Annotated in this window: 19 protein-coding genes and 1 pseudogene; 10 read left to right on the forward strand and 10 right to left on the reverse strand. The window is 70.2% G+C overall.

Annotated features, from left to right (window positions below; translation table 11 throughout):
* Positions 1-681: 681 nt before the first annotated feature.
* Entirely contained in the window at positions 682-1,284 is a 603-nt protein-coding gene (locus tag AB4Z14_RS02225; RefSeq protein WP_442273740.1) for a DUF1349 domain-containing protein, read from the forward strand.
* Between the two features lie 98 nt (positions 1,285-1,382).
* On the forward strand, positions 1,383-1,781 hold the full coding sequence (locus AB4Z14_RS02230) for a hypothetical protein (RefSeq protein ID WP_442273741.1): 399 nt from the start codon (positions 1,383-1,385) through the stop codon (positions 1,779-1,781).
* Between the two features lie 32 nt (positions 1,782-1,813).
* On the opposite strand, the gene AB4Z14_RS02235 is transcribed toward AB4Z14_RS02230, so the two are convergent.
* From AB4Z14_RS02235 to AB4Z14_RS02250, 4 genes and pseudogenes are all read right to left on the reverse strand, one after another.
* Positions 1,814-2,071 (reverse strand): Txe/YoeB family addiction module toxin, encoded by a 258-nt coding sequence (locus AB4Z14_RS02235; protein WP_442273742.1) that lies wholly within the window; start codon positions 2,069-2,071, stop codon positions 1,814-1,816.
* Positions 2,068-2,313, reverse strand: coding sequence for a type II toxin-antitoxin system Phd/YefM family antitoxin (locus AB4Z14_RS02240; RefSeq protein WP_056779810.1), 246 nt, complete (start codon positions 2,311-2,313; stop codon positions 2,068-2,070). The genes AB4Z14_RS02235 and AB4Z14_RS02240 overlap by 4 nt, the downstream gene beginning before the upstream one ends.
* A gap of 90 nt (positions 2,314-2,403) precedes the next feature.
* Positions 2,404-2,889: pseudogene (locus AB4Z14_RS02245) on the reverse strand (tyrosine-type recombinase/integrase); the annotation flags it as partial.
* Between the two features lie 536 nt (positions 2,890-3,425).
* Entirely contained in the window at positions 3,426-3,707 is a 282-nt protein-coding gene (locus AB4Z14_RS02250) for a hypothetical protein (RefSeq protein ID WP_442273743.1), read from the reverse strand.
* A gap of 591 nt (positions 3,708-4,298) precedes the next feature.
* On the opposite strand from AB4Z14_RS02250, the gene AB4Z14_RS02255 reads away from it, so the two are divergent.
* Positions 4,299-4,793, forward strand: a complete 495-nt coding sequence (locus tag AB4Z14_RS02255; RefSeq protein WP_442273744.1) for a SigE family RNA polymerase sigma factor — start codon at positions 4,299-4,301, stop codon at positions 4,791-4,793.
* On the forward strand, positions 4,783-5,562 hold the full coding sequence (locus tag AB4Z14_RS02260; protein WP_442273745.1) for a hypothetical protein: 780 nt from the start codon (positions 4,783-4,785) through the stop codon (positions 5,560-5,562). Before AB4Z14_RS02255 ends, AB4Z14_RS02260 begins: the two co-directional genes overlap by 11 nt.
* A 98-nt stretch (positions 5,563-5,660) precedes the next feature.
* On the opposite strand, the gene AB4Z14_RS02265 is transcribed toward AB4Z14_RS02260, so the two are convergent.
* Positions 5,661-5,834: a hypothetical protein gene (locus tag AB4Z14_RS02265; protein ID WP_442273746.1), complete on the reverse strand. Its 174-nt coding sequence runs from the start codon at positions 5,832-5,834 to the stop codon at positions 5,661-5,663.
* 936 nt (positions 5,835-6,770) lie between these two features.
* On the opposite strand from AB4Z14_RS02265, the gene AB4Z14_RS02270 reads away from it, so the two are divergent.
* Positions 6,771-7,973, forward strand: a complete 1,203-nt coding sequence (locus AB4Z14_RS02270; RefSeq protein ID WP_442273747.1) for an IS110 family transposase — start codon at positions 6,771-6,773, stop codon at positions 7,971-7,973.
* Positions 7,974-8,140: 167 nt separating this feature from the next.
* On the opposite strand, the gene AB4Z14_RS02275 is transcribed toward AB4Z14_RS02270, so the two are convergent.
* Together AB4Z14_RS02275 and AB4Z14_RS02280 are read right to left on the reverse strand one after the other, a co-directional pair.
* Positions 8,141-8,713: an NUDIX domain-containing protein gene (locus AB4Z14_RS02275; protein WP_442273748.1), complete on the reverse strand. Its 573-nt coding sequence runs from the start codon at positions 8,711-8,713 to the stop codon at positions 8,141-8,143.
* A gap of 56 nt (positions 8,714-8,769) precedes the next feature.
* Positions 8,770-9,645, reverse strand: coding sequence for a helix-turn-helix transcriptional regulator (locus tag AB4Z14_RS02280; protein ID WP_442273749.1), 876 nt, complete (start codon positions 9,643-9,645; stop codon positions 8,770-8,772).
* Between the two features lie 101 nt (positions 9,646-9,746).
* On the opposite strand from AB4Z14_RS02280, the gene AB4Z14_RS02285 reads away from it, so the two are divergent.
* From AB4Z14_RS02285 to AB4Z14_RS02295, 3 genes are read left to right on the forward strand one after another with little or no spacing between them, the layout of a single operon-like run.
* Positions 9,747-10,625 (forward strand): aldo/keto reductase, encoded by an 879-nt coding sequence (locus tag AB4Z14_RS02285; RefSeq protein WP_442273750.1) that lies wholly within the window; start codon positions 9,747-9,749, stop codon positions 10,623-10,625.
* A 41-nt stretch (positions 10,626-10,666) separates the two neighbouring features.
* The gene (locus AB4Z14_RS02290) at positions 10,667-10,789 is read left to right on the forward strand and encodes a hypothetical protein (RefSeq protein ID WP_442273751.1); all 123 of its coding nucleotides are present in this window, start codon (positions 10,667-10,669) and stop codon (positions 10,787-10,789) included.
* A 44-nt stretch (positions 10,790-10,833) separates the two neighbouring features.
* Positions 10,834-11,823, forward strand: a complete 990-nt coding sequence (locus AB4Z14_RS02295; RefSeq protein ID WP_442273752.1) for an aldo/keto reductase — start codon at positions 10,834-10,836, stop codon at positions 11,821-11,823.
* Positions 11,824-11,844: 21 nt separating this feature from the next.
* Here the strand turns inward: AB4Z14_RS02295 and AB4Z14_RS02300 are convergent, their stop codons facing one another.
* The 3 genes from AB4Z14_RS02300 to AB4Z14_RS02310 form a co-directional block, all read right to left on the reverse strand.
* Complete coding sequence (locus AB4Z14_RS02300) at positions 11,845-12,585, reverse strand: phosphotransferase family protein (RefSeq protein ID WP_442273753.1); 741 nt, start codon at positions 12,583-12,585, stop codon at positions 11,845-11,847.
* A 69-nt stretch (positions 12,586-12,654) separates the two neighbouring features.
* The gene (locus AB4Z14_RS02305; protein WP_442273754.1) at positions 12,655-14,019 is read right to left on the reverse strand and encodes a DUF1501 domain-containing protein; all 1,365 of its coding nucleotides are present in this window, start codon (positions 14,017-14,019) and stop codon (positions 12,655-12,657) included.
* 8 nt (positions 14,020-14,027) lie between these two features.
* A complete protein-coding gene (locus AB4Z14_RS02310; protein ID WP_442273755.1) occupies positions 14,028-15,641 on the reverse strand; it encodes a DUF1800 domain-containing protein in 1,614 nt (537 codons plus the stop codon).
* A 121-nt stretch (positions 15,642-15,762) separates the two neighbouring features.
* Here AB4Z14_RS02310 and AB4Z14_RS02315 point away from each other — a divergent pair, with 121 nt between their 5' ends.
* A complete protein-coding gene (locus tag AB4Z14_RS02315; RefSeq protein ID WP_442273756.1) occupies positions 15,763-16,587 on the forward strand; it encodes a nucleotidyltransferase family protein in 825 nt (274 codons plus the stop codon).
* A 96-nt stretch (positions 16,588-16,683) separates the two neighbouring features.
* Positions 16,684-20,817, forward strand: coding sequence for an AAA domain-containing protein (locus tag AB4Z14_RS02320; protein WP_442273757.1), 4,134 nt, complete (start codon positions 16,684-16,686; stop codon positions 20,815-20,817).
* Positions 20,818-20,870 lie beyond the last annotated feature (53 nt).

Here is a 20,870-nt window from a genome sequence, read left to right on the forward strand (position 1 = left end):
TGGACCCCAAAGGACTCGGGCAGGCACGATGGGTCACCCGGTGGAAGCCGGCCCTGAACGCGTTCGCGGTCACCTTCGAGGCGCGCATGCCGGCGCCGGAGAACCTCTAACCATGAAAACGCCAGTTACACCGTTCGCCTGACAGACCCAGGACTTGCTCGTCTGCCAGCGCTGTGGCCATCAGGAACTGATGGCGACCCGGCAGATGCGACAAGGAGGCGCTCCGCTGGGCCCTCGCTCTTGGAAGGAATGACGGACAGAAGGGTCGAGTTCGCGAGTCGTCGGCCTTCACGTGCGTGGTCCGCGTAGCGATCTCTTGTGTTGTGAACAAACATGCGACAAGCGGCAAAGTCGGCCGTCCTGACCTCAGAGCGGCATGCTCGGATGTTCGGTCCCCTCGGCCTGGCCGCTGCGCCGCGATCGGCTATCGACGGGGATGCTGCGGGGCCATGGTCGTGCGCCCGACAGGAATCCGTCGGGGCGTGAGCGGACACGAATTCTCAACGCCCCAGGGGCGTGCGCAGGCGCCCCGAGGTTGTCCTGGTGGAGCAGCCACGACGATGGTTGCGACCAGGCTGAGGGCGACCGCCTAGGGCTGCCTGCCGTCAGAGTGCCAAACTCATCGCGCGGTTGGACGTCCATGGCAACCGCGCGAACCCGCAGTCGTGGAAGAGTGATTCCGTGACCGACCGAGGACCGGCTGACGGGTGGCGTACGGGTTGGCGTCACCTTGATTGGCTGAACCCACCCCCGCGGGTCTCCCGCGACCATGACGACCTGCTGGTCACAGCGGCGGAGGGCAGCGACCTGTGGCGAACCACCTCCTACGGGTTCATCCACGACACAGGCCACGCCCTGCTCACGGACTTCCCCGACGGGACGGCCGCTGAGGTCACGTTCATCGCTGACTTCTCGGCCCAGTTCGATCAGGCGGGCCTGCTGATCCGTGCCGACGCGGAGCAGTGGATCAAGGCCGGTGTCGAGTTGGCCGACGGCGTCCTGCAGCTAGGAGCCGTCGTCACGCGGGGTGTCTCGGACTGGTCGGTCGCCGCCGTGCCGGAGTGGTCGGGCCACGCCGTCGTCGTACGGGCAAGTCGCAACGGCGACGCACTCACCGTCCGGGCCCGAAGCGGCGACGAAACCTGGCGGCTCGTGCGCGTAGCACCCTTGCCGCCCGGGCCATTACGCGTGGGACTTCTGTGCTGCGCGCCCACGCGCTCGGGCCTTGTCGTGCGCTTCACCGACCTGCGGCTCGTCGAGGCGGACCAGTCTCTCCACCCCTGAGCAGACCGAAGCGTGGGGGACGAGCGCGCACATCGGCACGATCGCGGGGAGCGGCATTTCCGGATGTTCGACAGTCTGCCGTCGCCTAACCTCTGGGCATGAAGGATCTCGGCGTCGTGACGCTCGGCCTGGACGAACCTGTGGTGACCACCAAGCCAGTCGCGGAGGGTGACGAGCGGGTCGGCCTAGTCATCCACCAGCACTCTGGCGTATGGCAGTTCATCGGTCCGACCGGTGGCGCAGACGAGAACGCTGAGGTGCTGCATTTCTCCCACCTACTGCAGCTCGACGCCGCGCTGTCACAGGTGCGTCGTCTACCACCCGGCGGAGTGATGACGCGTATGCCCTTGGGTGGGCCACTCAGCACTTCAAAACCGACGACGAGATGGACGCGTACTTCGACGACTGAATCAGGTCGGCGCCTGGCAAGCATGGATGGTGACAGCGTGCGCCGTTGCCGGGACCGCACCATCAGCGGCGAAGTCGGACGAGCGTAGTCGTCCTCAGCGCGGCAGGAGCGGATGACTCCTCAGTCGTAGTGGAAGCGGGCCTGAAGGACGACCAGGTCGTCGCCGTCGATGAGGTAAACGAGCCGGTGCTCTTCAGTGATCCGACGTGACCAAGCGCCGGCCAGCATGTGCCGCAGCGGCTCGGGCTTACCGATGCCAGCCACCGGGTCGCGAAGTGCGTCATCGATGAGCCGGTTGATCCGTTTGAGCATCTGCCGGTCAGCAGCAAGCCAGTACGTGTAGTCCGCCCATCCGTTCGGTGTGAAGACCAGCCTCATCGCGCCAGGTCGTGCTCGTCCCGCTGCCCGGACCGTGCCTGCTGCAGGCTCTCAAGCAGGTGTCGGGCATTGGCTGGGACCCGCAACAGATGAGCTGTCTCCTCGAGCGCGTCGTAGTCTGCGCGGGACATCAGCACCGCGTCGCCGCGGCGGGAGGTTATCTCGATCGGTGTGCGGTCCTCGTTGACCTGCTCGATCAGCGGAAACAAGTTCTTCCGGGCCTCGCTTGCAGTGACAGCCATGACATCTCCTACTGGTACAGGTTCTTGTACCAGTGTGTCACGATCGGCGTCCGCCGACAAACGTCCGCCATTCTCGTGACGGCGCTGGGTTTAGGTGCCTGAGGCCATGTAGGCGGCGAGGATGTAGTTGGGGTGGCGGTCGAGGTTCTTCCGGGCCCGGTCGTAACGCATGGTCGTGCGCGGGTCGGTGTGCCGGGCGGCGATCTGGACGTCGCGCAGGTCAACGCCGGCGTCGAGCATGGTCGTGACGAACGTGTGGCGCAGCATGTGTGGGTGCATCCGGGCGACGTGCACGCCGCTGACTTCGGTGAGGTGGTGCAGGCGTCGAGTGGCACAGTGTCGGTCCATCCGGGTGCCGCGGCCGGTTCGCAGGATCGGTCCCGAGGTGCGGGCGTCGACGGCGCGGTCGATGGCGCGGGCTACTGCCGGTGGCAGGGGAGTCAGGACTACCTTGCCGCCTTTGCCGGTCACGCGTAGGACGCGGTGGCCGTGTTCTTCGCCAAGGTCGGAGATGTCGGCGCCGCAGGCTTCGAAGATCCGCAGCCCGAGCAGGCCGAGCATCGCGACGAGGGCGAAGTCGTTGACGTTGGTGGAGGGTGCGGGCGGTGGCGAGCATCGCTTCGAACTGCAGGTGGGTCAGTCCGAGGGTGGGTGACTCGGCGGGCACGTTCGGGCGCCGAACGTGCTCGGCCGGTGACTGCGCCAGGACGGCGTCGATGACGCAGGTCCGGTAGAACCCGGCGACGACCGCGACGCGGCGGCTCACGGTCGAAGGCTTGTAGCGGCGGGTCTCCTGCATCCACCGGATGTAGAGCTCGATGTGCGGTCGTTGCGCGGTCAGCGGGTCCAGGCCGTGTCCGCGGCACCAGGTCAGGAATGCGCGCAGGTCGGACTCGGTGTGAACCCGGGACTGTCCTTTGAACCGGGCCAGGTAGGCGGCGACCGCGCGTCTGAGCGTGTCCGATTCTGGAGGCAGAGGGATCGGGACCAAGACGTTCTCGTAGGTAGTCATCTTTTCAGGGTGAACGGAGTCGGCCGACCCACGAAAGCGCCGCCATAATCCCGCCGCAGCGCGCAACCTGCAGGACGGCACGATCGGGGGACTCGAACGGTCACCGTCGGCGGCCGGTTCCGCGCTCCCACCACTGACTCGGTGCCCGCTCCCGAATGTCTTGTGCCACCCACTCGACATCCACGCCATTGCAGAACTTCCACAGCTCCTTGGCGGCACGTGAGTACTGGAACAACGCTTGGTCCGCCTCGAACGCATCCAGCTCACCGGCGCGGAACCGGTCGATCTCGAGCCCGACCCGCTCCACGAGCTGGGCCAGCTGCGCCTCGTGGAAGGCACTCACGGTCGCCGCGGCCGCACGACGCTCAGCACTCGGGGACATGAGTCTCAGGCTAATCCGGGGACCGATGTCATGTGTCTGTCACTGCCGCCCCTAACCGCGACCGCGTAGACGGCTGGCCCGCATGCGGCCATGTCGGACGTCACTCGTAGCCAGTCGCTGCGGCGACAAGCTCAGCGAAAAGTCTCCAGCTGGCCAGCTCCTGGCTAGCCCCATCACGATCGACAACGCGGGCGTGGCTCGCCGCGGCGAGGCCGTCGAGGAATCCCTCGAGTGTGCCGCTCTCCCAGTCATCGCTGCCACCTGCGCAGATCTGCCGCGGCTGACTCGACAAAGCCGACGAAGTCGTTGCGGTCCTTCACGTTGGAGAAATCAGCCGTAGTAGATCGCCCGGTTTCATATGTCACCCCGGAAAGGTGGCACGGATCCGCCCAAGGCATCGAAGTCGAAGAGGCCGGACGCGAGCACTGCGGCAGATGAGTGAATCGCTGGGCGGTGTCTTGTCCTCGGAACCCGTGGCGTGCACCGTCCGCAAGTTGGAGCTACCTAACGTAGGGGACTCAACCTTCTGTTGCTCTGCGCCGTTGAGTATGTAGAGGGACGAGGTCATGATCGATCGTCGAAGGGGACACGGTGGGCAGGGCTGACGACGAGGAGTTCGCCGACTTCGTGCAGGTCTCGTCCGCGCGCCTGTTACGCACCGCCTGGTTGCTGTGCGGGAACCCCGTCCACGCCGAGGAGCTCGTTCAGGCGGCGTTAGAGCGGGTCTACCTCAAGTGGGGCCGGATCCGGGACGGGGAGCCGCTGGCCTACACACGCCGAGTCGTGGTGAACCTGCACGCTGACTCCCTCCGGCGCGCCCGCCGTGAGCAGCTGACCGACGCGGTGCCAGAACACGCCGCACCCGCTGTTACCGGCCCGGAGGAGGGCGACTACCTGCAGCATCTGCTGCGCCAGTTGCCGCCTCGTGAACGCCAAGTGGTGGTGCTGAGGCACTACGTCGGAGAGTCCGAGGCTCAGGCGGCTTTCACGCTCGGGGTGAGCGTTGGCACGGTGAAGTCGTCGGCCTCGCGAGGTTTGGCACGGCTGCGCGCCCTACACGCACAGGAGGGTTCCCATGTTCGATGACGTCCTCGACCTGCTCGAGCGCGCGCCCGAGCCGGTGATGCGCGTCGACCCGAGCCGCATCATCTCCGCGGGAAACCGCACCCGACGCCGCCGGCGCCGGCTCACTCTGATGGTGAGCGCGGCCGCCGCGATCGGCATCGCCGGCTCCTCCATCATCACCGGCTGGGGGCCGGCTAGACAGGACATGACCCCGGCGAGCCCTGCGAGGGGGACCGCACCGACCACCTTGACCTCTCCGACCACCTTGACATCCCCGACCACCCCGACCACGCCCTCGGACGTCGCGGAGACCGGGGCGGAGCAAACCTGGGGCCCGGTGCACGTAATGTCACAGCAGCGCAACCGTCAAGGACAGCGCCCCGCGCTGTACCTGACGCCCGACCGAATGTTCTGCATCGGCACAGTCGACGCCGAGGGCGCCGTGACGCCGTCGGTATGCCGCCAAATCAAGGCGCCACCCCCGGACGACTTCGGTACCGGGTACGCGTGGAGCATGGACGGCGACCTACCCACCGGCGCAGCCGCCAACGAGTTCGCCGCCGGCACCGTTGCCCGCGACATCACCAAGGTCGTGGTTCGGACCGAACGCGGCGACGTCACCGCCCACCTCACCCGCGCCCCGGACCCGGAACTGGGACAGTTCTACTGGGTCGAAACAGGCGTGCCGGTCCTCACCTCAGACAAGCACTTGAAGGACCGTTCCCGGGTCGCGTACCGCGGCACCAAGGTGGCCTTCTCCTGCGGCTACTACGAGTGCGTGGGTAAGTGACCGCCACGTCGGGGACCGGAACCATTCCGCAAAGATCCGCCGCCAATCCTCGAAGCAGAGCTCACCCGCAGCGGCAGAGAGGATGTTGTTGGCCGGCATCAGGCGTGGCAGATCGTGTCCGGGCTCGCCTCGAAGTTGACTCCGGTCTGAGTGACGGTGGCTGAGATCTCGGGCCGGCCCGAGAGAGCGACGATCCACGTCTGCACCGGGGCGTCCGGATAGCCGATGGGCGCCTTGGTCTGGGTAGCGTGCGACCAGTCGGTCCCCTCCATGTGGCGGAGCATCTCCCTGATGGCTACCTCTGCTGAGGCCCCACGCCCCGGCTTGGAGATCGCCCACCCCGGTGAGATTCCTGGCGGGCAGGCCAGATCCGACAGCGTGATTGGGCTCCAGTGGCGCCCATCGTCGGAGACGGTGACCGTCTGCGCCGGCCATTCATGGGCTGGCGTCGAACAGGAGACCTGGACCAGGCCTGGGGGTATCGGCCTTATCCATTCTGTGGCCAGTCGAGGGGCGGGGTTCCCCTCGCCTCCTCCGTCCCAGCTGAAGTTGACGTAGGTGCCAGCCGGGCCGGTACTGCTCACCGAGAATCTCACTCCGGCATCGGTTGTCGAGACGTTCTGGGACGAGAGCGTGAACCCGCTCGCCGTGCACGCCGCCACGACCAGTTCAGGATCGCGATGCGCGTTGATCGTCGTGGGTTCCGGGGTCGGAGCGAGACGAGCATTGGCGCAGCTTGCAAGTAACGGCAGTAGTGCGATGGCAAGCCACCACTGCCTGTGCCGCATCCCCCGGCCGGACCGTGTCGTCGTCATCGGGACCCCCTTGTCGGTGACATCACGCTAGACCGGGACGACGTGATGCCTGCCCTCGAGACTCACCACCTTGCAAAACCGTGACCTGACGGGGTCGTTACCCGCGGCGGATGCGACGCGGACCGCGCAGGAGAATCAGCACTCATCGGCACGACCGATTGGCGGCTACTTAGAGACTGGTTGCAGGATCGGTGTCCGGCCAGACTCGGTCCAGGTGCTCGGCGAGACGCTCTCATATGCGGCTGCCCACCGGCGTCATTGGTGTGGCTCTCTCATGGCATGCGTTCTCGTCGGGCACCGCGCGAGGAGAGGCTCTAAAGGGGTTTGTTCTGCTCAAAGTAGCGATGCCCTCCCCGCTTCCACATCACTGCGTGAACGAGGAGGTGCACGGCAATGAGCGTGATCATCGGGATGGACCCGCACAAGCGCTCGGCCACGATCGAGGTCATCGACCAAGGCGGGCGGGTGCTGCAGGTGGGCCGGTTCGACACGGACCAGGCCGGCTACGCGGCGATGCTGGCCGCGGGCCGAGGCCACGGCGTGATCGGGGAGCGGGTGTGGGCGGTCGAGGGCTGCAACGGCATCGGTCGGCACATCGCGCACCGGCTCGTCCACGACGGGGAACGAGTGCTCGACGTGCCGACGAAGCTGTCGGCGCAGGTGCGGGTCTTCGCCACCGGCAACGCCCGCAAGACCGACCCGGTCGATGCGCACTCGGTCGCCCTCGCCGCGCTGTACGCCCCGGCCGAGCCCGGGCTCAGGCCCGGTGTGGTCGAGGACGACCTGGTCGTGATGGGCATGATGGTCGACCGCCGCGACGAGCTGGGCCGAACCCGCACGCAGACGGTCAACCGGCTGCATCGGCTTCTGCTGGAACTGATTCCGGGCGGGGCGAAGACGTTCCTGTCCGCGCCGCAGGCCCGCGCACTGGTCGCCAAGGTCAAGCCGCGCGACCTCGTCGGCAAGACCCGGCGCCGTCTGGTGGTCGAGCTGATCGGTGAGCTCGAGGTGATCGACCGCAAGATCAAGACGGCCGAGAAAGAGCTGACCGCACTCGTGACCGAGCGCGGCTCCACGCTGCTGGAGCTGACCGGGATCGGCCCGACCGGCGCCGCGCGGCTGCTGAACGACGTCGGGGACATCCACCGGTTCCGCGACAAGGACCGGTTCGCCTCCTGGAACGGGACCGCGCCGTTGGATGCGTCTTCCGGGGCGCAGCAACGCCACCGGCTCTCTCGTGCAGGCAACCGCAGGATCAACCGGACGCTGCACATCATGGCGGTCGTGCAGCTGCGCAACCCGACTCCCGGGCGGGAGTTCTACGACGCCCGCAAGGCCGGCGGCACGCCCTCGTTGATGGCGATGCGGTCCCTCAAGCGACGCCTGTCCAACGTCGTGTACACGCGGATGGTCGCCGACCAGACTCGACGCGAGTACACCCTGCGCACAGGCCAGGTGACGGGCCCGGGAGGGCACCGGGGCAACGACTCTGACTCCAGCGTGACCGGCTCACAACCCCACACCGGCTCTTCGGACAAGCCTCTTCCCGGACCCGTCACCCCCGAGCGTAGAACCCCGGTCCTCGCCATGTCTTGACCTAAAGGGGTGCCATGACAGGAAGAGTGCTTCCGCGTTCCTTGAGCGCACTGGCTCGATCCAGCCCCACGGGAGCGGAGCCGCCGGGCTCACCGCGTCGGTGCAGGACCAGCGTCGGCAGCCCGAGGGTCATCGGCGACAGGAGCAGACGCCTCTGCGTTAGCGAATCACAGGCCGAGCACCACGGGCGTGGCCGGAATGTCGCCGGCGATCAGGGCCGCCAGCGGTGTCGCGACGTCGCGAGGTGAGAACAAGTCGGTTCCGTCGTATTCGGCGATCTCTGCGTGCCGCCACCATCGCATCGCGCTGATGTGCTCGGCGGCGAGTTCGTCGTCGGACAGGGCGCCCCGGGGATCGAAGAGCGGGGTTCGGACCAGGAAGTAGTCGTTGACCACCCCGTCGTAGCCGTCGGCGTGGCCGGGCGCGACGACCTCCTGGTGCCAGACGTGAGGCGGGTCTGCGTCGATGACGAGCCCGGTCTCCTCGTGCAGCTCACGGCGCAGCGCCGCGAGCGGAAGCTCACCGGACTCGATGCCGCCGCCGGGGGCCGCCCACACGACCGTTGCGCCCGTCGGGACCGCTGGGTGCGGACGGCTGAAGCGGCACAGCAGGAGCCGGTCGTCCTCGGCAAGGATGACCGCCCGTACGGCACGTCTCAGCTTCGTCGCAGCAGGCGTCTGGTTCATCACCAGATGATCAGGGCGCCAGCGGCCGGGCCGCAACTCGGCACGGGCATTCACTGGACCCGAGCGATGGGCTCGCGCCGTGCTGGCTGAGCCGTCAGCCGGCCACTCGGTCAGCTCGTCGTCTCGCGGGTACTGCTCGGAGCCGGCTCGCTCGTGGCCCAGTTGGAGAGGAACTGCAGTGCTTCGGCAGAGGGCGTGCCGGGCTCGACCGTGTAGGTGATGATCGTGAGCCCGGCGTCTCCGGACAGCTCCAGCGCCTCACCGGTCAGCTCGATATCCCCGACGACCGGGTGGTGCATCTGCTTCGTCGAGGTGCGGTGGAGCCGAACGGTGTGGCCGGCCCACCAGGTGCGGAACTCCTCACTGCGAGTGGAGAGCTCGCCGACGAGGTCCGTCAGACCGCGGTCGTACGGCGTGTGGCCCGCCTGCAGGCGCAGGGACGCGACGACGTCCTTGGCGACCCTGGTCCAGTCGACGTAGAAGTCCCTCGAGCGGTCGTCGAGGAACAGGTAGCGCGCCAGGTTGGGGCGTGTCGTGCCGCCGTCGTAGAGGTCGGTCAGCAGGGCTCGCCCGAGTGCGTTGACACCGAGCAGGTCGAGGCGGTTGTCGCGGACGTAGGCCGGCGCTGACAGGGAGTCGAGAATGCGTTGTATGCCGGGTCGCAGCTGCTCCTTGACCGGTGTCCGTCGCCGTCGGTTGCCGGTGTTGGCTGCCCGGGCGAGGTCGAAGAGATGGACCCGCTCGGACTCGTCGCGCTGGAGCGCCGTCGCCAGTGATTCCAGGACCGACTCGGACACCCCGGAGAGGTTGCCGCGTTCGAGGCGCGTGTAGTAGTCGGTGCTGACGTCGGCCAGGACCGCGACCTCCTCGCGTCGCAGGCCCTTGACCCGACGGTTGCTCCCGTAGAGCGTCAGACCGGCCTGCTCCGGGGTGAGCCGCGAGCGGCGGGAGGTCAGGAAGTCGCGCACCTCGGCCCTGTTGTCCATGCACCGACCGTATGCCGTGGGCTCGGGTCCAGGGAGGGGCTGGCGTTACCGGTCAAGGCCGTCACTGCCACCGGCACGGGCTCGCGCCTACGGTCGAAGACATGACGACACTGCAGCTGAACAGCGAGGTCGAGATGCCGGCCATCGGACTCGGGGTGTTCCAGACCCCTCCGGAGGAGACGCGCGCCGCCGTCGAGGCCGCGCTCGCGACCGGGTACCGGCACATCGACACGGCCGCCGCCTACGGCAACGAGCGCGAGGTCGGCGAGGCCGTCCGCAGCTCCGGCGTGCCCCGTGACGAGGTCTTCCTCGAGACGAAGATCTGGATCAGCGACTACGGCTACGACGAGACCCTGCACGGCTTCGACAAGAGCGCCGGTAAGCTCGGCGTCGAGCAGATCGACCTACTGATCCTGCACCAGGCCCTCCCGTCCGCCTTCGACACGACGCTCGAGGCGTACCGGGCGCTGGAGACGCTCCTCGCGGACGGCAAGGTGCGCGCCATCGGCGTCAGCAACTTCATGGTCGACCACCTCACCGCCCTGCTCGATGCGGCGACGGTCGTGCCCGCGGTCAACCAGATCGAGCTGCACCCCTACTTCCAGCAGAAGGCAGTCCAGGAGCTCGGAGCCCAGCACGGGATCCTGACGCAGGCGTGGTCCCCGATCGGTGGCATCACCTTGTACCGCGACGGCAGTCACGGCAGCACGCTCCAGGACCCGGTCATCGGTGGCATCGCCGCCACGCACGGCAAGACACCCGCCCAGGTGATGCTGCGCTGGCACCTGCAGCAAGGACGCTCCGCCATCCCCAAGTCGACCAAGGCGCACCGCATCGCGGAGAACTTCGACGTCTTCGACTTCGTCCTGACCCAGGACGAGCTGACCGCGATCGACGCCCTCGACACCGGCACGCGCGGTGGCCCCGAGCCGGCCGACATCACGCTCGAGACCTTCGGACGCCCCATCCCCGAGGCCTGAACCGGCCTCGCACCCCGGCCGACCACGACCGAGATGAGCGCATGACCACCACCACCCAGACCAGCCAGCCGGGCCCAGTCGCCGACGTCATCGCCTTCACCCTCAGCCGGCCTCGCCACCTCGCGATCAACGAGACCCTTCGGCGACCCGCCGGGCAGCTCTGAGCACCAACGATTTCCACCACGAACGCGACCAAAGGAGAACCCACATGAAGAACCGCACACTCGGCACCCGAGGCCTCGAGGTCTCCGCCCTCGGCCTCGGCTGCATGGGCATGAGCCAGTCCTTCGGCCCGCGACCACCACGGGACGCGATGGTGACGTTCCTGCGTGCCGCGGTCGACCGGGGCGTCACCCTCTTCGACACCGCCGAGGTCTACGGCCCCTTCCACAACGAGGAGCTCGTCGGCGAGGCCCTGCAGCCGGTACGCGACGACGTCGTCATCGCCACCAAGTTCGGTTTCGCCTTCGACGAGAACGGCACCCAGACGGGCGTCACGAGCCGACCCGACGCCATCCGCGCCGCCGTCGACGGCTCCCTGCGACGACTGCGCACGGACGCCATCGACCTGCTCTACCAGCACCGCGTCGACCCCGACGTCCCTATCGAAGACGTCGCCGGCACCGTCAAGGAGCTCATCGAGGCGGGCAAGGTGCACCACTTCGGCCTGTCCGAGGCCGGGGTCGACACGATCCGCCGTGCCCACGCCGTGCAGCCAGTCACCGCGTTGCAGAGCGAGTACTCCCTCTTCTGGCGCGAGCCCGAGGAGGCGATCCTGCCCGCCCTCGAGGAGCTCGGGATCGGCTTCGTCCCCTTCAGTCCGCTCGGACGGGGCTTCCTCACGGGGAAGGTCACCGCCGCCACGGAGTTCGGCGAGGGCGACATCCGCGCCTCCCTGCCGCGCTTCGAGCGGGAGGCGCTGCAGGCCAACCTCGCCCTCGTCGACCTCATCACCGCGGTCGCCGATCGCAAGGGCGCCACGGTGGGTCAGGTGGCTCTCGCCTGGCTGCTCGCGCAGCAGCCGTGGGTCGTGCCGATCCCGGGGACCCGGCGCCTCGAGCGCCTCGACGAGAACCTCGGTGCCACAGACCTCACCCTCACGGACGAAGACCTCGCCGAGCTCGACACCGCCTCGTCCAGCGTGCAGGTCCACGGTGACCGCTACCCGGAGGCCATGCAGCGGATGATCGACCGCTGAGTGCGTCGCCGAGCCGCAGCCTCAGAGCTGGGCCTTGAGCACGTCGATCTCGCACCCGGGCGCGGCGGGGTCGAAGCCGTGCTCGACGAGCCAGCGGATCGCCGTCAGGCTCCGCAGGGACCACCACGCTCGGACCACGTCGAGGTCGACGGCATCCGCGCCGTAGCCGGCGACGACGTCTGCGACGTGCTCGGGGTGCCCGAGGGTCAGGCTCGAGAGGTCGTACATCGCTGAGCCCCGACCCGCCTCGGACCAGTCGAGGATGCCGGTGACCTCGTCTCCCTGGACGAAGACGTGGGCCACCTGCAGGTCGCCGTGCATGAACACCGGCGTGCACGGTCGCAGCGCGACCTCGGCGAGCTCACGGTTGCGCGTCACGAGGTCGGCCGGCAGCACGTCGTTCGTCAGGAGCCACGTGCACTCGGCGTCGAGGCTCGCCGCCTTCTCGTCGAGGCTGGCCCCGGACCACGCGGGCAACGGCGCGTCGTGCAGAACCCGCAGGACCGCACCCGAGGCGGCCCACGCCGCGGCCGAGGCGGTCGACGGCTTGCCGAGGCGACCGAGCGCCACCCCGGGCAGGGCAGCGAGCGCGAGCACGGGCGGCCTGCACCACAGGACCGCCGGGGTCGGGACCGGCGCCAGCGTCATCGCCTCGACCTCGACCTCGGTGCGGGCCGGATCGGCGTCGACCTTGAGGAACACGTCACCCACCCGCAGCGTCGCGCGTTCCTGATGGGCGACCACGACCTCGACCTCGTCCACGTCGGCCAGTCTCGCGCAGGGCGTCGGCGCCCCCCACCCATTTGTCGGACGGCTGTGCGTCGGCCTGGGTCAGGCCTTGGCGGCGAACATCCCGAGACGGTCGGCGGCGAGCAGGGGGAAGACGGTCGAGGAGGACAGCTGCGCCCGCTTCTCCAGCGCCTCGGCGAGGATCGTCCGGTAGTCCGTCGTCCCGGCGAGGTCGCCGTTGTCGAGGTTGGCCGCCGCGAGGCCGGGCCAGCGCCCGTAGACCTGCCCGCCGCGGACCCCGCCGCCCATGACGAGCGAGACGTTGCCGTGCCCGTGGTCGAGTCCACCGGAGCCGTTCTGCGCGACGCGGCGGCCGAACTCGCTGAGCGTCACGAGCGTGACGTCGCTCATCTGCGCGCCGAGGTCCTGGTTGAACGCGGCGAGCGCCTGGCCGAGCTCGGTGAGCTGGCGGAACATCCAGCCGGAGTCGCTGGACCCGAGGCCGGAGTGCATGTCCCAGTTGCCGACGTCGACCGTCGCCGCCCGCAGGCCGATCCGTGCCTTGATGAGGCGGGCGAGGTCGCGCAGGGCGTCGCCGACGGCTCCCTTGGGGTATGCCGCCCCGTTGGCCGGGGTGTAGCCGGCGGCCTTGAGCGGTGACATCGTCGAGAGCGCCCCGAGCGTCGCCTTCGCGGGTGCCGCGAGCGCGGCGGGCGCCCCGGCATACAAGGCGTTGAGGGCGGTCGTCCAGCGGGTCTGCTCATCCGGGGTGCTGGCGCCGCTGAGACTGAAGCTGTCGACGGTGCGGATGGCGACCTCGGGGTTCGGTCCGATCATCGACTGCGGTGTCGTCGCCGATCCGACCGACGCCGACGCGAACGTCGAGACCGGGCCGCTCAGCCCGATCATGCGGTCGAGCCAGCCGGTGCGCAGCGTCGAGCCGGGCGCGGCGTTCTCCATCGTGGCCATGGCCTCGAAGTGCGACCGCGTCGGGTTGACCTGGCCGACCGCGTGGACGGCCGCGAGTCCGCCGGCGTCCCAGATCGGCTTGAGCGGCGCGAGCGCGGGGTGCAGCCCGAACATGCTGTCGAGCGTGATCGCCCGCGACGCGGGGATGGCGATCGCGGGCCGCGCCGCAAAGTACGCAGGGTCCCCGACGGGGGCCACCGCGGACAGGCCGTCGAAGCCGCCGCGGAGGCTGAGGATGACGATCGTGTCGCCGGTGTAGGCCGTCCCGGCGAAGGCGAGCTGCGTGGCGGCACTGGGGCCGGCGGTGCCGATGACGGCGCCGAGCGCTCCCAGGGCTGACGCGCCCGCGAGCAAGGTGCGGCGGGAGACCTGCGAGGTCAGGACCTGCCCCTGCGGGCAGCCGCAGCCTTCCGGGGGGACGCCGGACTCGGCCGGGTAGTGGGCCACGGACCGGGTCAGGGACGGGGCTGTGGACGCGGTCGCGGGATGGGTCGTCATGGTCGTCCTCAGCGGGTGGCGAAGTTGGGGGAGTCGAGCAGGAGCGCGACGATCGACGGGAGCCGCCACGTCAGGGCCGCAGCACCCGCCTTGAGGGCGTCGCCGGGGGCGTGGTCGACGAACCGGCAGATCGCGTCGCGCTGCGCGGTCGTCAGCGTGATGAGCAGCTTCGCGGCGAGCGCTTCGACGAGGGCGGCATACGTCGACGGCAGCGGGGTCGGCACGAGCGTCGTGACGTCGGGGCGCTTCATCGCCTTGAGGGTCCAGTTGCCGGCGAGCCCGAGGTGGAAGTTCCAGCGGTTGAGCGTGCTCGACGCGCCGTTCCACGCGGCGGCGACGTCGGGATAGCCATTCGGAGCCGGCCACCCCATGGGTGCCTGCCCAAAGGTGGTCATCTGCCAGCAAAGGCTCCGCAGCTCGCTCGTCACCCCGGCCGCCGGGACCGGCTCGGGGGTCAGGCCGAGGATGCGGCACGACGCGAGGGCGTCCTCGTAGGGGGTGCGGATCTTCTGGCCCGCCGACGCGGCGAACTCGGGGGAGAGGAACAGGGCTCGCAGCACCGGAGCGATGGCCGTGCCGTTCGCGAGGTAGACCTGCGCGAGCTTGGTGACGAGGGTGGCCGGTGGCGTGTCGGAGACGTAGCGGGTCACGAGCTTCGTCGCGATGCGGGTCGCCGTCGCCGGGTGGTTCGCCAGATAGTTGAGGTAGAGCGTCGCGACGGCGCTGCCGTTCTCGGGCGTCGCGTTCGGGTCGCTCCAGCCGAGCACCTTGACGGTCCCGACGTGACGACGGTTGGGCCGGTAGCAGTAGAGACCCGACTCCCGATCGACGCTGAGACCGGTCAGCGCCAGTGCTGACATCTTGACGTCGGCCTCGGTGAACTTCCCGACGCCGACGGTGTGCAGCTCGAGCAGCTCACGGCCGTAGTTCTCGTTCGGCGCCTTCTTCGTGCTGTCGGCGTTGTCGAGGACCTTGAGCATCGACGGGTGCCGCGCTGCCGCGTTGAGCATGTCGGAGTACTTGCCGAGCGCGTGCTTGCGGATGACGTCACGCTGGAAGAGGTGGGCGCTGTCCCAGACCTCGCTGCTCGGGACCGGGACGACGAGGTGGTTGGTCCAGAAGTCGACGACCGTCTCCAGGAGCTGACGGCGCGAGAAGAGCGCCCGGGCGACGTGCGACTCGAGCAGGTCGTACATGACCGCGTACGTATTATCAGCCGGGAGGCGCTCGCGCACCTCCCACGTCTTCCAGCCCAGTCGCGGCCAGCGCTTGAGGATGCCGTCCATGGCGGTGTCGGGGACCTTGGTGAGCGGCGCGAGCTGGGCGTCGAGCCATGCCGTCGTGCCCGCCGTGCGGACCTCGGCGACCAGGGCCGGGGTCGGGCCGAACGTGGCGCGGCGCAGCAGGTGCAGCACGGGGTCGGCCGTGACGGCTGCGGTCATGACCGCGGGGGTGGCCGTCGCGGGCGCCGCTGCGGCGGAGGCGGGTGCCGCGGACGCGGTCGTCGCGGTGGCCACGGCGAGGGCTGCGCCGCTACCGAGCCCGGAGAGCACACGTCGGCGCGCCGGCGCTGCGGCCGACGGCCGGGCGGACGACGGCGACTCGGGGGAGTGAACGGTCATGCGAGGGACGGTACATACCAGACCGGGCGTTGACTCCGTTATCGGACATTTCGGTCAGGCTCGCCGATCCGGCCTCGGGACGAGGCTCCGGTAGCGTCCGGCCCATGCCGAGGACCGCCCGATGATCACCGACGAGACGTTGCGCCGGATGGTCGACGAGCTGACCGGCGTGCACGGGGTGCTGGGCGTCGTGCTCGGCGGCAGTCGCGCCCGCGGCGACGCGCTGCCCACCTCCGACGTCGACCTCGGCGTCTACTACCAGGGTGTGCCAGACACCGCCGAGCTGACACGTCTCGCGAGCCGGTGGTCAGGGCGCGACGTCGCGGTGGGGGAGCCCGGTACCTGGGGCCCGTGGGTCGACGCCGGTGGCTGGCTCGAGGTCGAGGGCGCCGCCGTCGACTGGATCCTGCGCGACGTCGATCGGGTTGCAGCACAAGCGGATCGAGCGAATCGCGGTGAGTTCGCCTTCCACCTCCAGGCAGGTCACCCGCTCGGCTTCCTCGACGTGGCGTATGCCGCCGAGCTGGCCACCGGGGTCGTTCTGGCCGACCCGGCCGGTCGGCTCGCGTCCCTGCGAACGGCCGTGACGGCATACCCCCTCGCCCTGCGCGACGCGATGGTCGGCGCCCTCTGGGAGGCCGACTTCCTCGTCGGCGCGGCCGAGAAGGGAGCCCGGCGCGCGGACACGACGTACGTGTCGCTCGCGCTCGCCCGAGCGGTCCTGCTGTGTGCCCACGCGCTGCACGCGGACGCCGGACGCTGGGTGACGAACGAGAAGGGGCTCGTGCCCGCGGTCGCGATGCTGCCCGCGGCGCCGGAGCGGTTCTCGCGGGACGCCGCCCTCGCCCTGGGCGCGCTGGGCACCACCGAGGCGTCCCTCACGGCTGCGGTCGCGGCCGTGGGCCGTCTCGTCGGCGAGACCCGCGCCGCGCTCGGCGACCGCTGACGAGAGCGCACGTCGCCGGCTGCCGCAGCACGGATTCCTCTGCGCGATGGTCTGTCGGTGGCGGGTACGCGAAGGTTCGTTCGTTAGCCTGCTGGAATGACCGACGCCCTCAGGACCGACCCTGCCCCCAAGGCCGAGTCGCCCTCGGGCGATCCACGCGCCGACCGCGTCAGGGCCGCCGTCAGGACGTGGCAGCGCACGCTCGTCGACCTCGGCGGGCGCAACACGCTCCTCTGGTACCGCGACCTGCCCTCCGGCACCCTCGACCTGACGACCGCGCACCCCGGCGGCGTCTCGATGCTGCTCGCCGGTCGTCGCACGCGACTGTCCGACCTCGTGCGCGAGCCCGCTGCCTTCGAGGAGGCCCGCCGCCGTGCGCGCGCCATCCGGTCCAAGGCCCTCGAGCTGCACGAGGAGCGCGGCATCGCGGCCGGCTTCATCGCCATCGGCATGGCGACGTGGTCCGTGCCTCGCGCCGCCCGCCCCCCGGCGTCGCCGGTGCTGCTGCGCTCGTGCGTGCTGCGCCCGACGGGCGCCGCCCAGGAGGACTTCGAGATCGACCTCGGCCCCGAGGCCGAACTCAACCCCGTCCTGCGCGAGTACCTCCGCTCCGAGCAGGGCATCGAGATCGACGGGGACGCGCTCGCCGACCTCGCCACGGCGGGCAACGGCTTCGACCCCTACCCGGTGTATGCCGCTCTCGGCCACGCGTGCGAGCGCGTGCCCGAGTTCGAGATCACCCCGCGGCTCGTCCTCGGCACCTTCTCCTACGCCAAGCTGCCGATGGTCGCCGACCTCGCCCTCCAGGGCGACACCCTGGCCAACCACGACGTCGTCGCGGCGCTCGCGGGCGACGAGTCGGCGCTCGCAGCGGTGCGGCTGCGCCTGCCGGAGAGTGACCCGGACCCCGACCCGGAGCACGAGTACCTCGTCCTCGACGCGGACTCCTCCCAGCACGCGGCCATCGACGCCGTACGCGCGGGCGCCCACCTCGTCGTCAAGGGGCCTCCCGGCACGGGCAAGTCGCAGACCATCGTCAACCTCATCGCCTCGCTCGCGGCCGAGGGCAAGTCGACCCTCTTCGTCGCCGAGAAGCGCGCCGCCATCGACGCCGTCCTCAGCCGCCTCGACCGTCTCGGGCTCGGCGACCTCGTGCTCGACGCCTACGACGGGCCGACGAACAAGCGCGCGACCGCCCAGCAGTTCGCCAAGAGCCTGGACGCCGCGGTCGCGAACGACACTTCCGAGACCGACCGCACGACCGCGACGCTGCGCGACCGCCGAGCTCGCCTGCAGAAGCACGTCGAGGCGCTCCACGCCGTGCGCGACCCGTGGGGTGTGTCCGCGCACGAAGCCCAGCAGGCACTCGTCGAGCTCGGCACGCGCACGCCTCCCCCGACGTGTCACGTCCGACTCGGCAGCCGCGACCTCGCCGGACTGAGCCGCCCGAGGGCCGTCGAGCTCGGCCGCCGGCTGCGCGACGCCGCGGGGCTCGGGGCGTGGACGCGGGACGGTGACGACCCGTGGTTCGGCGCCCGCATCCTCACGGCCGACGACGCGGCCCGCGCCCTCGACGTCACGACCCGCCACAGCACGAGCGGGCTCGACGAAGCGGCCCGCGAGCTCAACCGCATACTGTCGGAATCCCATGTGCCAGAGGCGAACTCGCTGGAGGACTGGAAGTCGGCCTTCGCCACGATGTCGAGCGTCCGCGAGACCCTCGAGGTGTTCCGGCCCGAGGTCTTCGACATCCCGCTCAAGGAGCACATCGCCGCCACGGCGACGCGCGACTGGCGGGAGGCCCGCGACGTCGACATGGGCTGGCTCGACCGCTGGAAGATCCGGCAGCAGACCAAGCGGCTCCTGCGCCCCGGTCGACCGCCGGCCAACCTCCACGAGGAGCTCGTGTCGGCCAGCGAGCAGCGTGAGCACTGGTTCGAGCTCGTCGGCGGCGGCGGTCGTCCGGAGATCTCGCCGCGCCTCGACGAGGGGCTGTCGTTGCTCGCCGGCCTCACGGCGGACCTCGAGTGGCTCGACGACCGCCTCCAGGTCGGGCCCGACGGGCGCACGCTGACGTCCCTGCCGCTGCGCGACCTGCGGGACCGGCTCGCCGGGCTCGCGAGCCGACCCGACCGGATCGCCGTGCTGCCCCAGGTCACGTCGGCCCTCGACGAGCTGCGCTCGACCGGGCTCGGCCCGGTCGTCGACGACCTCGCGGCCCGCGGGATCCCCACCGACCAGGTCACGGCCGAGGTCGAGCACGTGTGGTGGGCCTCCCTCGCCCAGGAGATCACCGTCCGCGACCCGGCGTACGGCGCCCACGACGGCGCGGGACTGCGCCGCGACGTCGCGGAGTTCGCCGAGGCCGAGCGAGCCCACCAGTCGGCGACCGTCGACCGGGTGCGCGCCGCGGTCGCCCGCAACATCCGCGAGGTCCTCGCCGACCACCCGGCCCACGAGGCGCTCGTGCGCGCCGAGGCCGGCAAGGCCCGCCGCCACAAGCCGCTGCGCGACCTCATGCCGCAGGCGTCGTCCACGCTGACGGCGATCAAGCCGTGCTGGGCGATGAGCCCGCTCGTCGTCGCGTCGACGCTGCCGCCGGGGCGCTGGTTCGACGTCGTCATCTTCGACGAGGCCTCGCAGGTGCAGCCCGCCCAGGCGATCTCGGCCATCTCCCGCGCCCGCCAGGTCGTCGTCGCCGGCGACGAGCGACAGCTCCCGCCGACGAACTTCTTCACCGTCGTCTCCGACGACGAGTCCGATGCCGCCGCCCCCGCCGACGAGACCCTGACCGAGGGCTTCGAGTCGGTGCTCGACGTGCTCGCCGCGGCCCTGCCGACCCGCAACCTGACGTGGCACTACCGCAGCCGCGACGAACGCCTCATCGCCTTCGCCAACGACACGATGTACGACGGTCGACTCACGACCTTTCCCGGCACGTCGCTCGACTCGGCCGTCACGTTCGAGCCGGTCGACGGCCAGGCTGTCGTGCAGCCGGGCGTCGACACCATCGAGACGACCGACGGCGAGGTGGCCCGCGTCGTCGAGCTCGTCCTCGATCATGCCCGCACCCGTCCCACGGAGTCGCTCGGCGTCATCGCCCTCGGCATCAGGCACGCCGACCGCCTCGAGGAGGCGATCACCGAAGCGCTGCGCACCGCGCCCGACGTCGCCGCCTTCTTCGACGACTCCCGCGACGAGCGCTTCTTTGTCAAGAACCTCGAGCGCGTCCAGGGCGACGAGCGCGACGCCATCATCCTGTCGATCGGCTACGGCAAGACGCCGCACGGCCGGGTCCTGCACCGCTTCGGCCCGCTCAACATCGAGGGCGGTGAGCGACGGCTCAACGTGGCCATCACCCGAGCCCGCGCACGGATGACCGTCGTGTCGGCGCTGCGCGCGATCGACCTCGACCCCGAGCGGCTCAAGGCCCGCGGCGCGCTCATGCTCCGCGACTTCCTCGCGTACGCCGAGCGGCGCGGTGGCGTCGGCGACGACGACACCCTCTTCGCCTCCGCTCCCACGACCGTCGACCCGCTGCGGCACGACCTCGCCGAGCGCCTGCGCCGCCAGGGCCTCACCGTCCACGAGGACTACGGCACGGCCACCCACCGCATCGACATCGCGGTCGAGGACCCCTACCACCGGGGCCGCGCGCTCATCGCCGTCGAGACCGACGGGAGCAGGTATGCCGCCCTGCGCAGCACGCGTGACCGTGACCGCCTGCGCCCCGAGCAGCTCGGCCGCCTCGGCTGGGTGCACGAGCGGGTCTGGAGCACCGACGTGTTCCGCGACCCCGCGAGGGAGCTCGCTCGCATCGTGACGCTCGCCCGCACGTCGTCGCCGCCCCGCGAGGTCGAGCCGACCGACGGGGCCGTGTCGACGCCCGACGACGGCGCCGGTTCGACGAGCGCGGCGGACGGCGACCGGACCACCGGGGGCGCCGATGCGGCCTCCGGAGGCTCCCGCCCGGCGACGGACCCGGCCTCCTTCGACGGAGCCGGCACCTCGACGACAGAGTCTGCTGCTCGCCCGAAGCGCAAGCGGCGCAGGGTGTTCCGCAAGGGCACCGGGGACGCGGACGGCGCCCCCGACGCCGATGCGAGCGAGCCCGGTGCGGCGCTCGGCCGCAGCAGCGACGAGCTCGACCTCGGCTGGGGCGAGCGCCCCGCGGGCTCAGGTCTGGGTGACCGCTGGCTCGAGGAGCAGCGACCCCCGCACTACGAGTGAGCTGACGCGGGCGACGGCGGCGCGACGTGCCGGAATGCCGTGACCTCGTGGGG

The organism is Terrabacter sp. 2TAF16, assembly GCF_052115065.1.
GTDB lineage: Bacteria > Actinomycetota > Actinomycetes > Actinomycetales > Dermatophilaceae > Terrabacter.

Bases quoted from the DNA above. Each gene is read 5' to 3' on its own strand.
- AB4Z14_RS02230 (WP_442273741.1), top strand. From the start codon at position 1,383: ATGAAGGATCTCGGCGTCGTGACGCTCGGCCTGGACGAACCTGTGGTG.
- AB4Z14_RS02235 (WP_442273742.1), bottom strand. From the start codon at position 2,071: ATGAGGCTGGTCTTCACACCGAACGGATGGGCGGACTACACGTACTGG.
- AB4Z14_RS02240 (WP_056779810.1), bottom strand. From the start codon at position 2,313: ATGGCTGTCACTGCAAGCGAGGCCCGGAAGAACTTGTTTCCGCTGATC.
- AB4Z14_RS02250 (WP_442273743.1), bottom strand. From the start codon at position 3,707: ATGTCCCCGAGTGCTGAGCGTCGTGCGGCCGCGGCGACCGTGAGTGCC.
- AB4Z14_RS02260 (WP_442273745.1), top strand. From the start codon at position 4,783: ATGTTCGATGACGTCCTCGACCTGCTCGAGCGCGCGCCCGAGCCGGTG.
- AB4Z14_RS02265 (WP_442273746.1), bottom strand. From the start codon at position 5,834: ATGGAGGGGACCGACTGGTCGCACGCTACCCAGACCAAGGCGCCCATC.
- AB4Z14_RS02270 (WP_442273747.1), top strand. From the start codon at position 6,771: ATGAGCGTGATCATCGGGATGGACCCGCACAAGCGCTCGGCCACGATC.
- AB4Z14_RS02280 (WP_442273749.1), bottom strand. From the start codon at position 9,645: ATGGACAACAGGGCCGAGGTGCGCGACTTCCTGACCTCCCGCCGCTCG.
- AB4Z14_RS02285 (WP_442273750.1), top strand. From the start codon at position 9,747: ATGACGACACTGCAGCTGAACAGCGAGGTCGAGATGCCGGCCATCGGA.
- AB4Z14_RS02290 (WP_442273751.1), top strand. From the start codon at position 10,667: ATGACCACCACCACCCAGACCAGCCAGCCGGGCCCAGTCGCCGACGTC.
- AB4Z14_RS02295 (WP_442273752.1), top strand. From the start codon at position 10,834: ATGAAGAACCGCACACTCGGCACCCGAGGCCTCGAGGTCTCCGCCCTC.
- AB4Z14_RS02305 (WP_442273754.1), bottom strand. From the start codon at position 14,019: ATGACGACCCATCCCGCGACCGCGTCCACAGCCCCGTCCCTGACCCGG.
- AB4Z14_RS02310 (WP_442273755.1), bottom strand. From the start codon at position 15,641: ATGACCGTTCACTCCCCCGAGTCGCCGTCGTCCGCCCGGCCGTCGGCC.
- AB4Z14_RS02315 (WP_442273756.1), top strand. From the start codon at position 15,763: ATGATCACCGACGAGACGTTGCGCCGGATGGTCGACGAGCTGACCGGC.
- AB4Z14_RS02320 (WP_442273757.1), top strand. From the start codon at position 16,684: ATGACCGACGCCCTCAGGACCGACCCTGCCCCCAAGGCCGAGTCGCCC.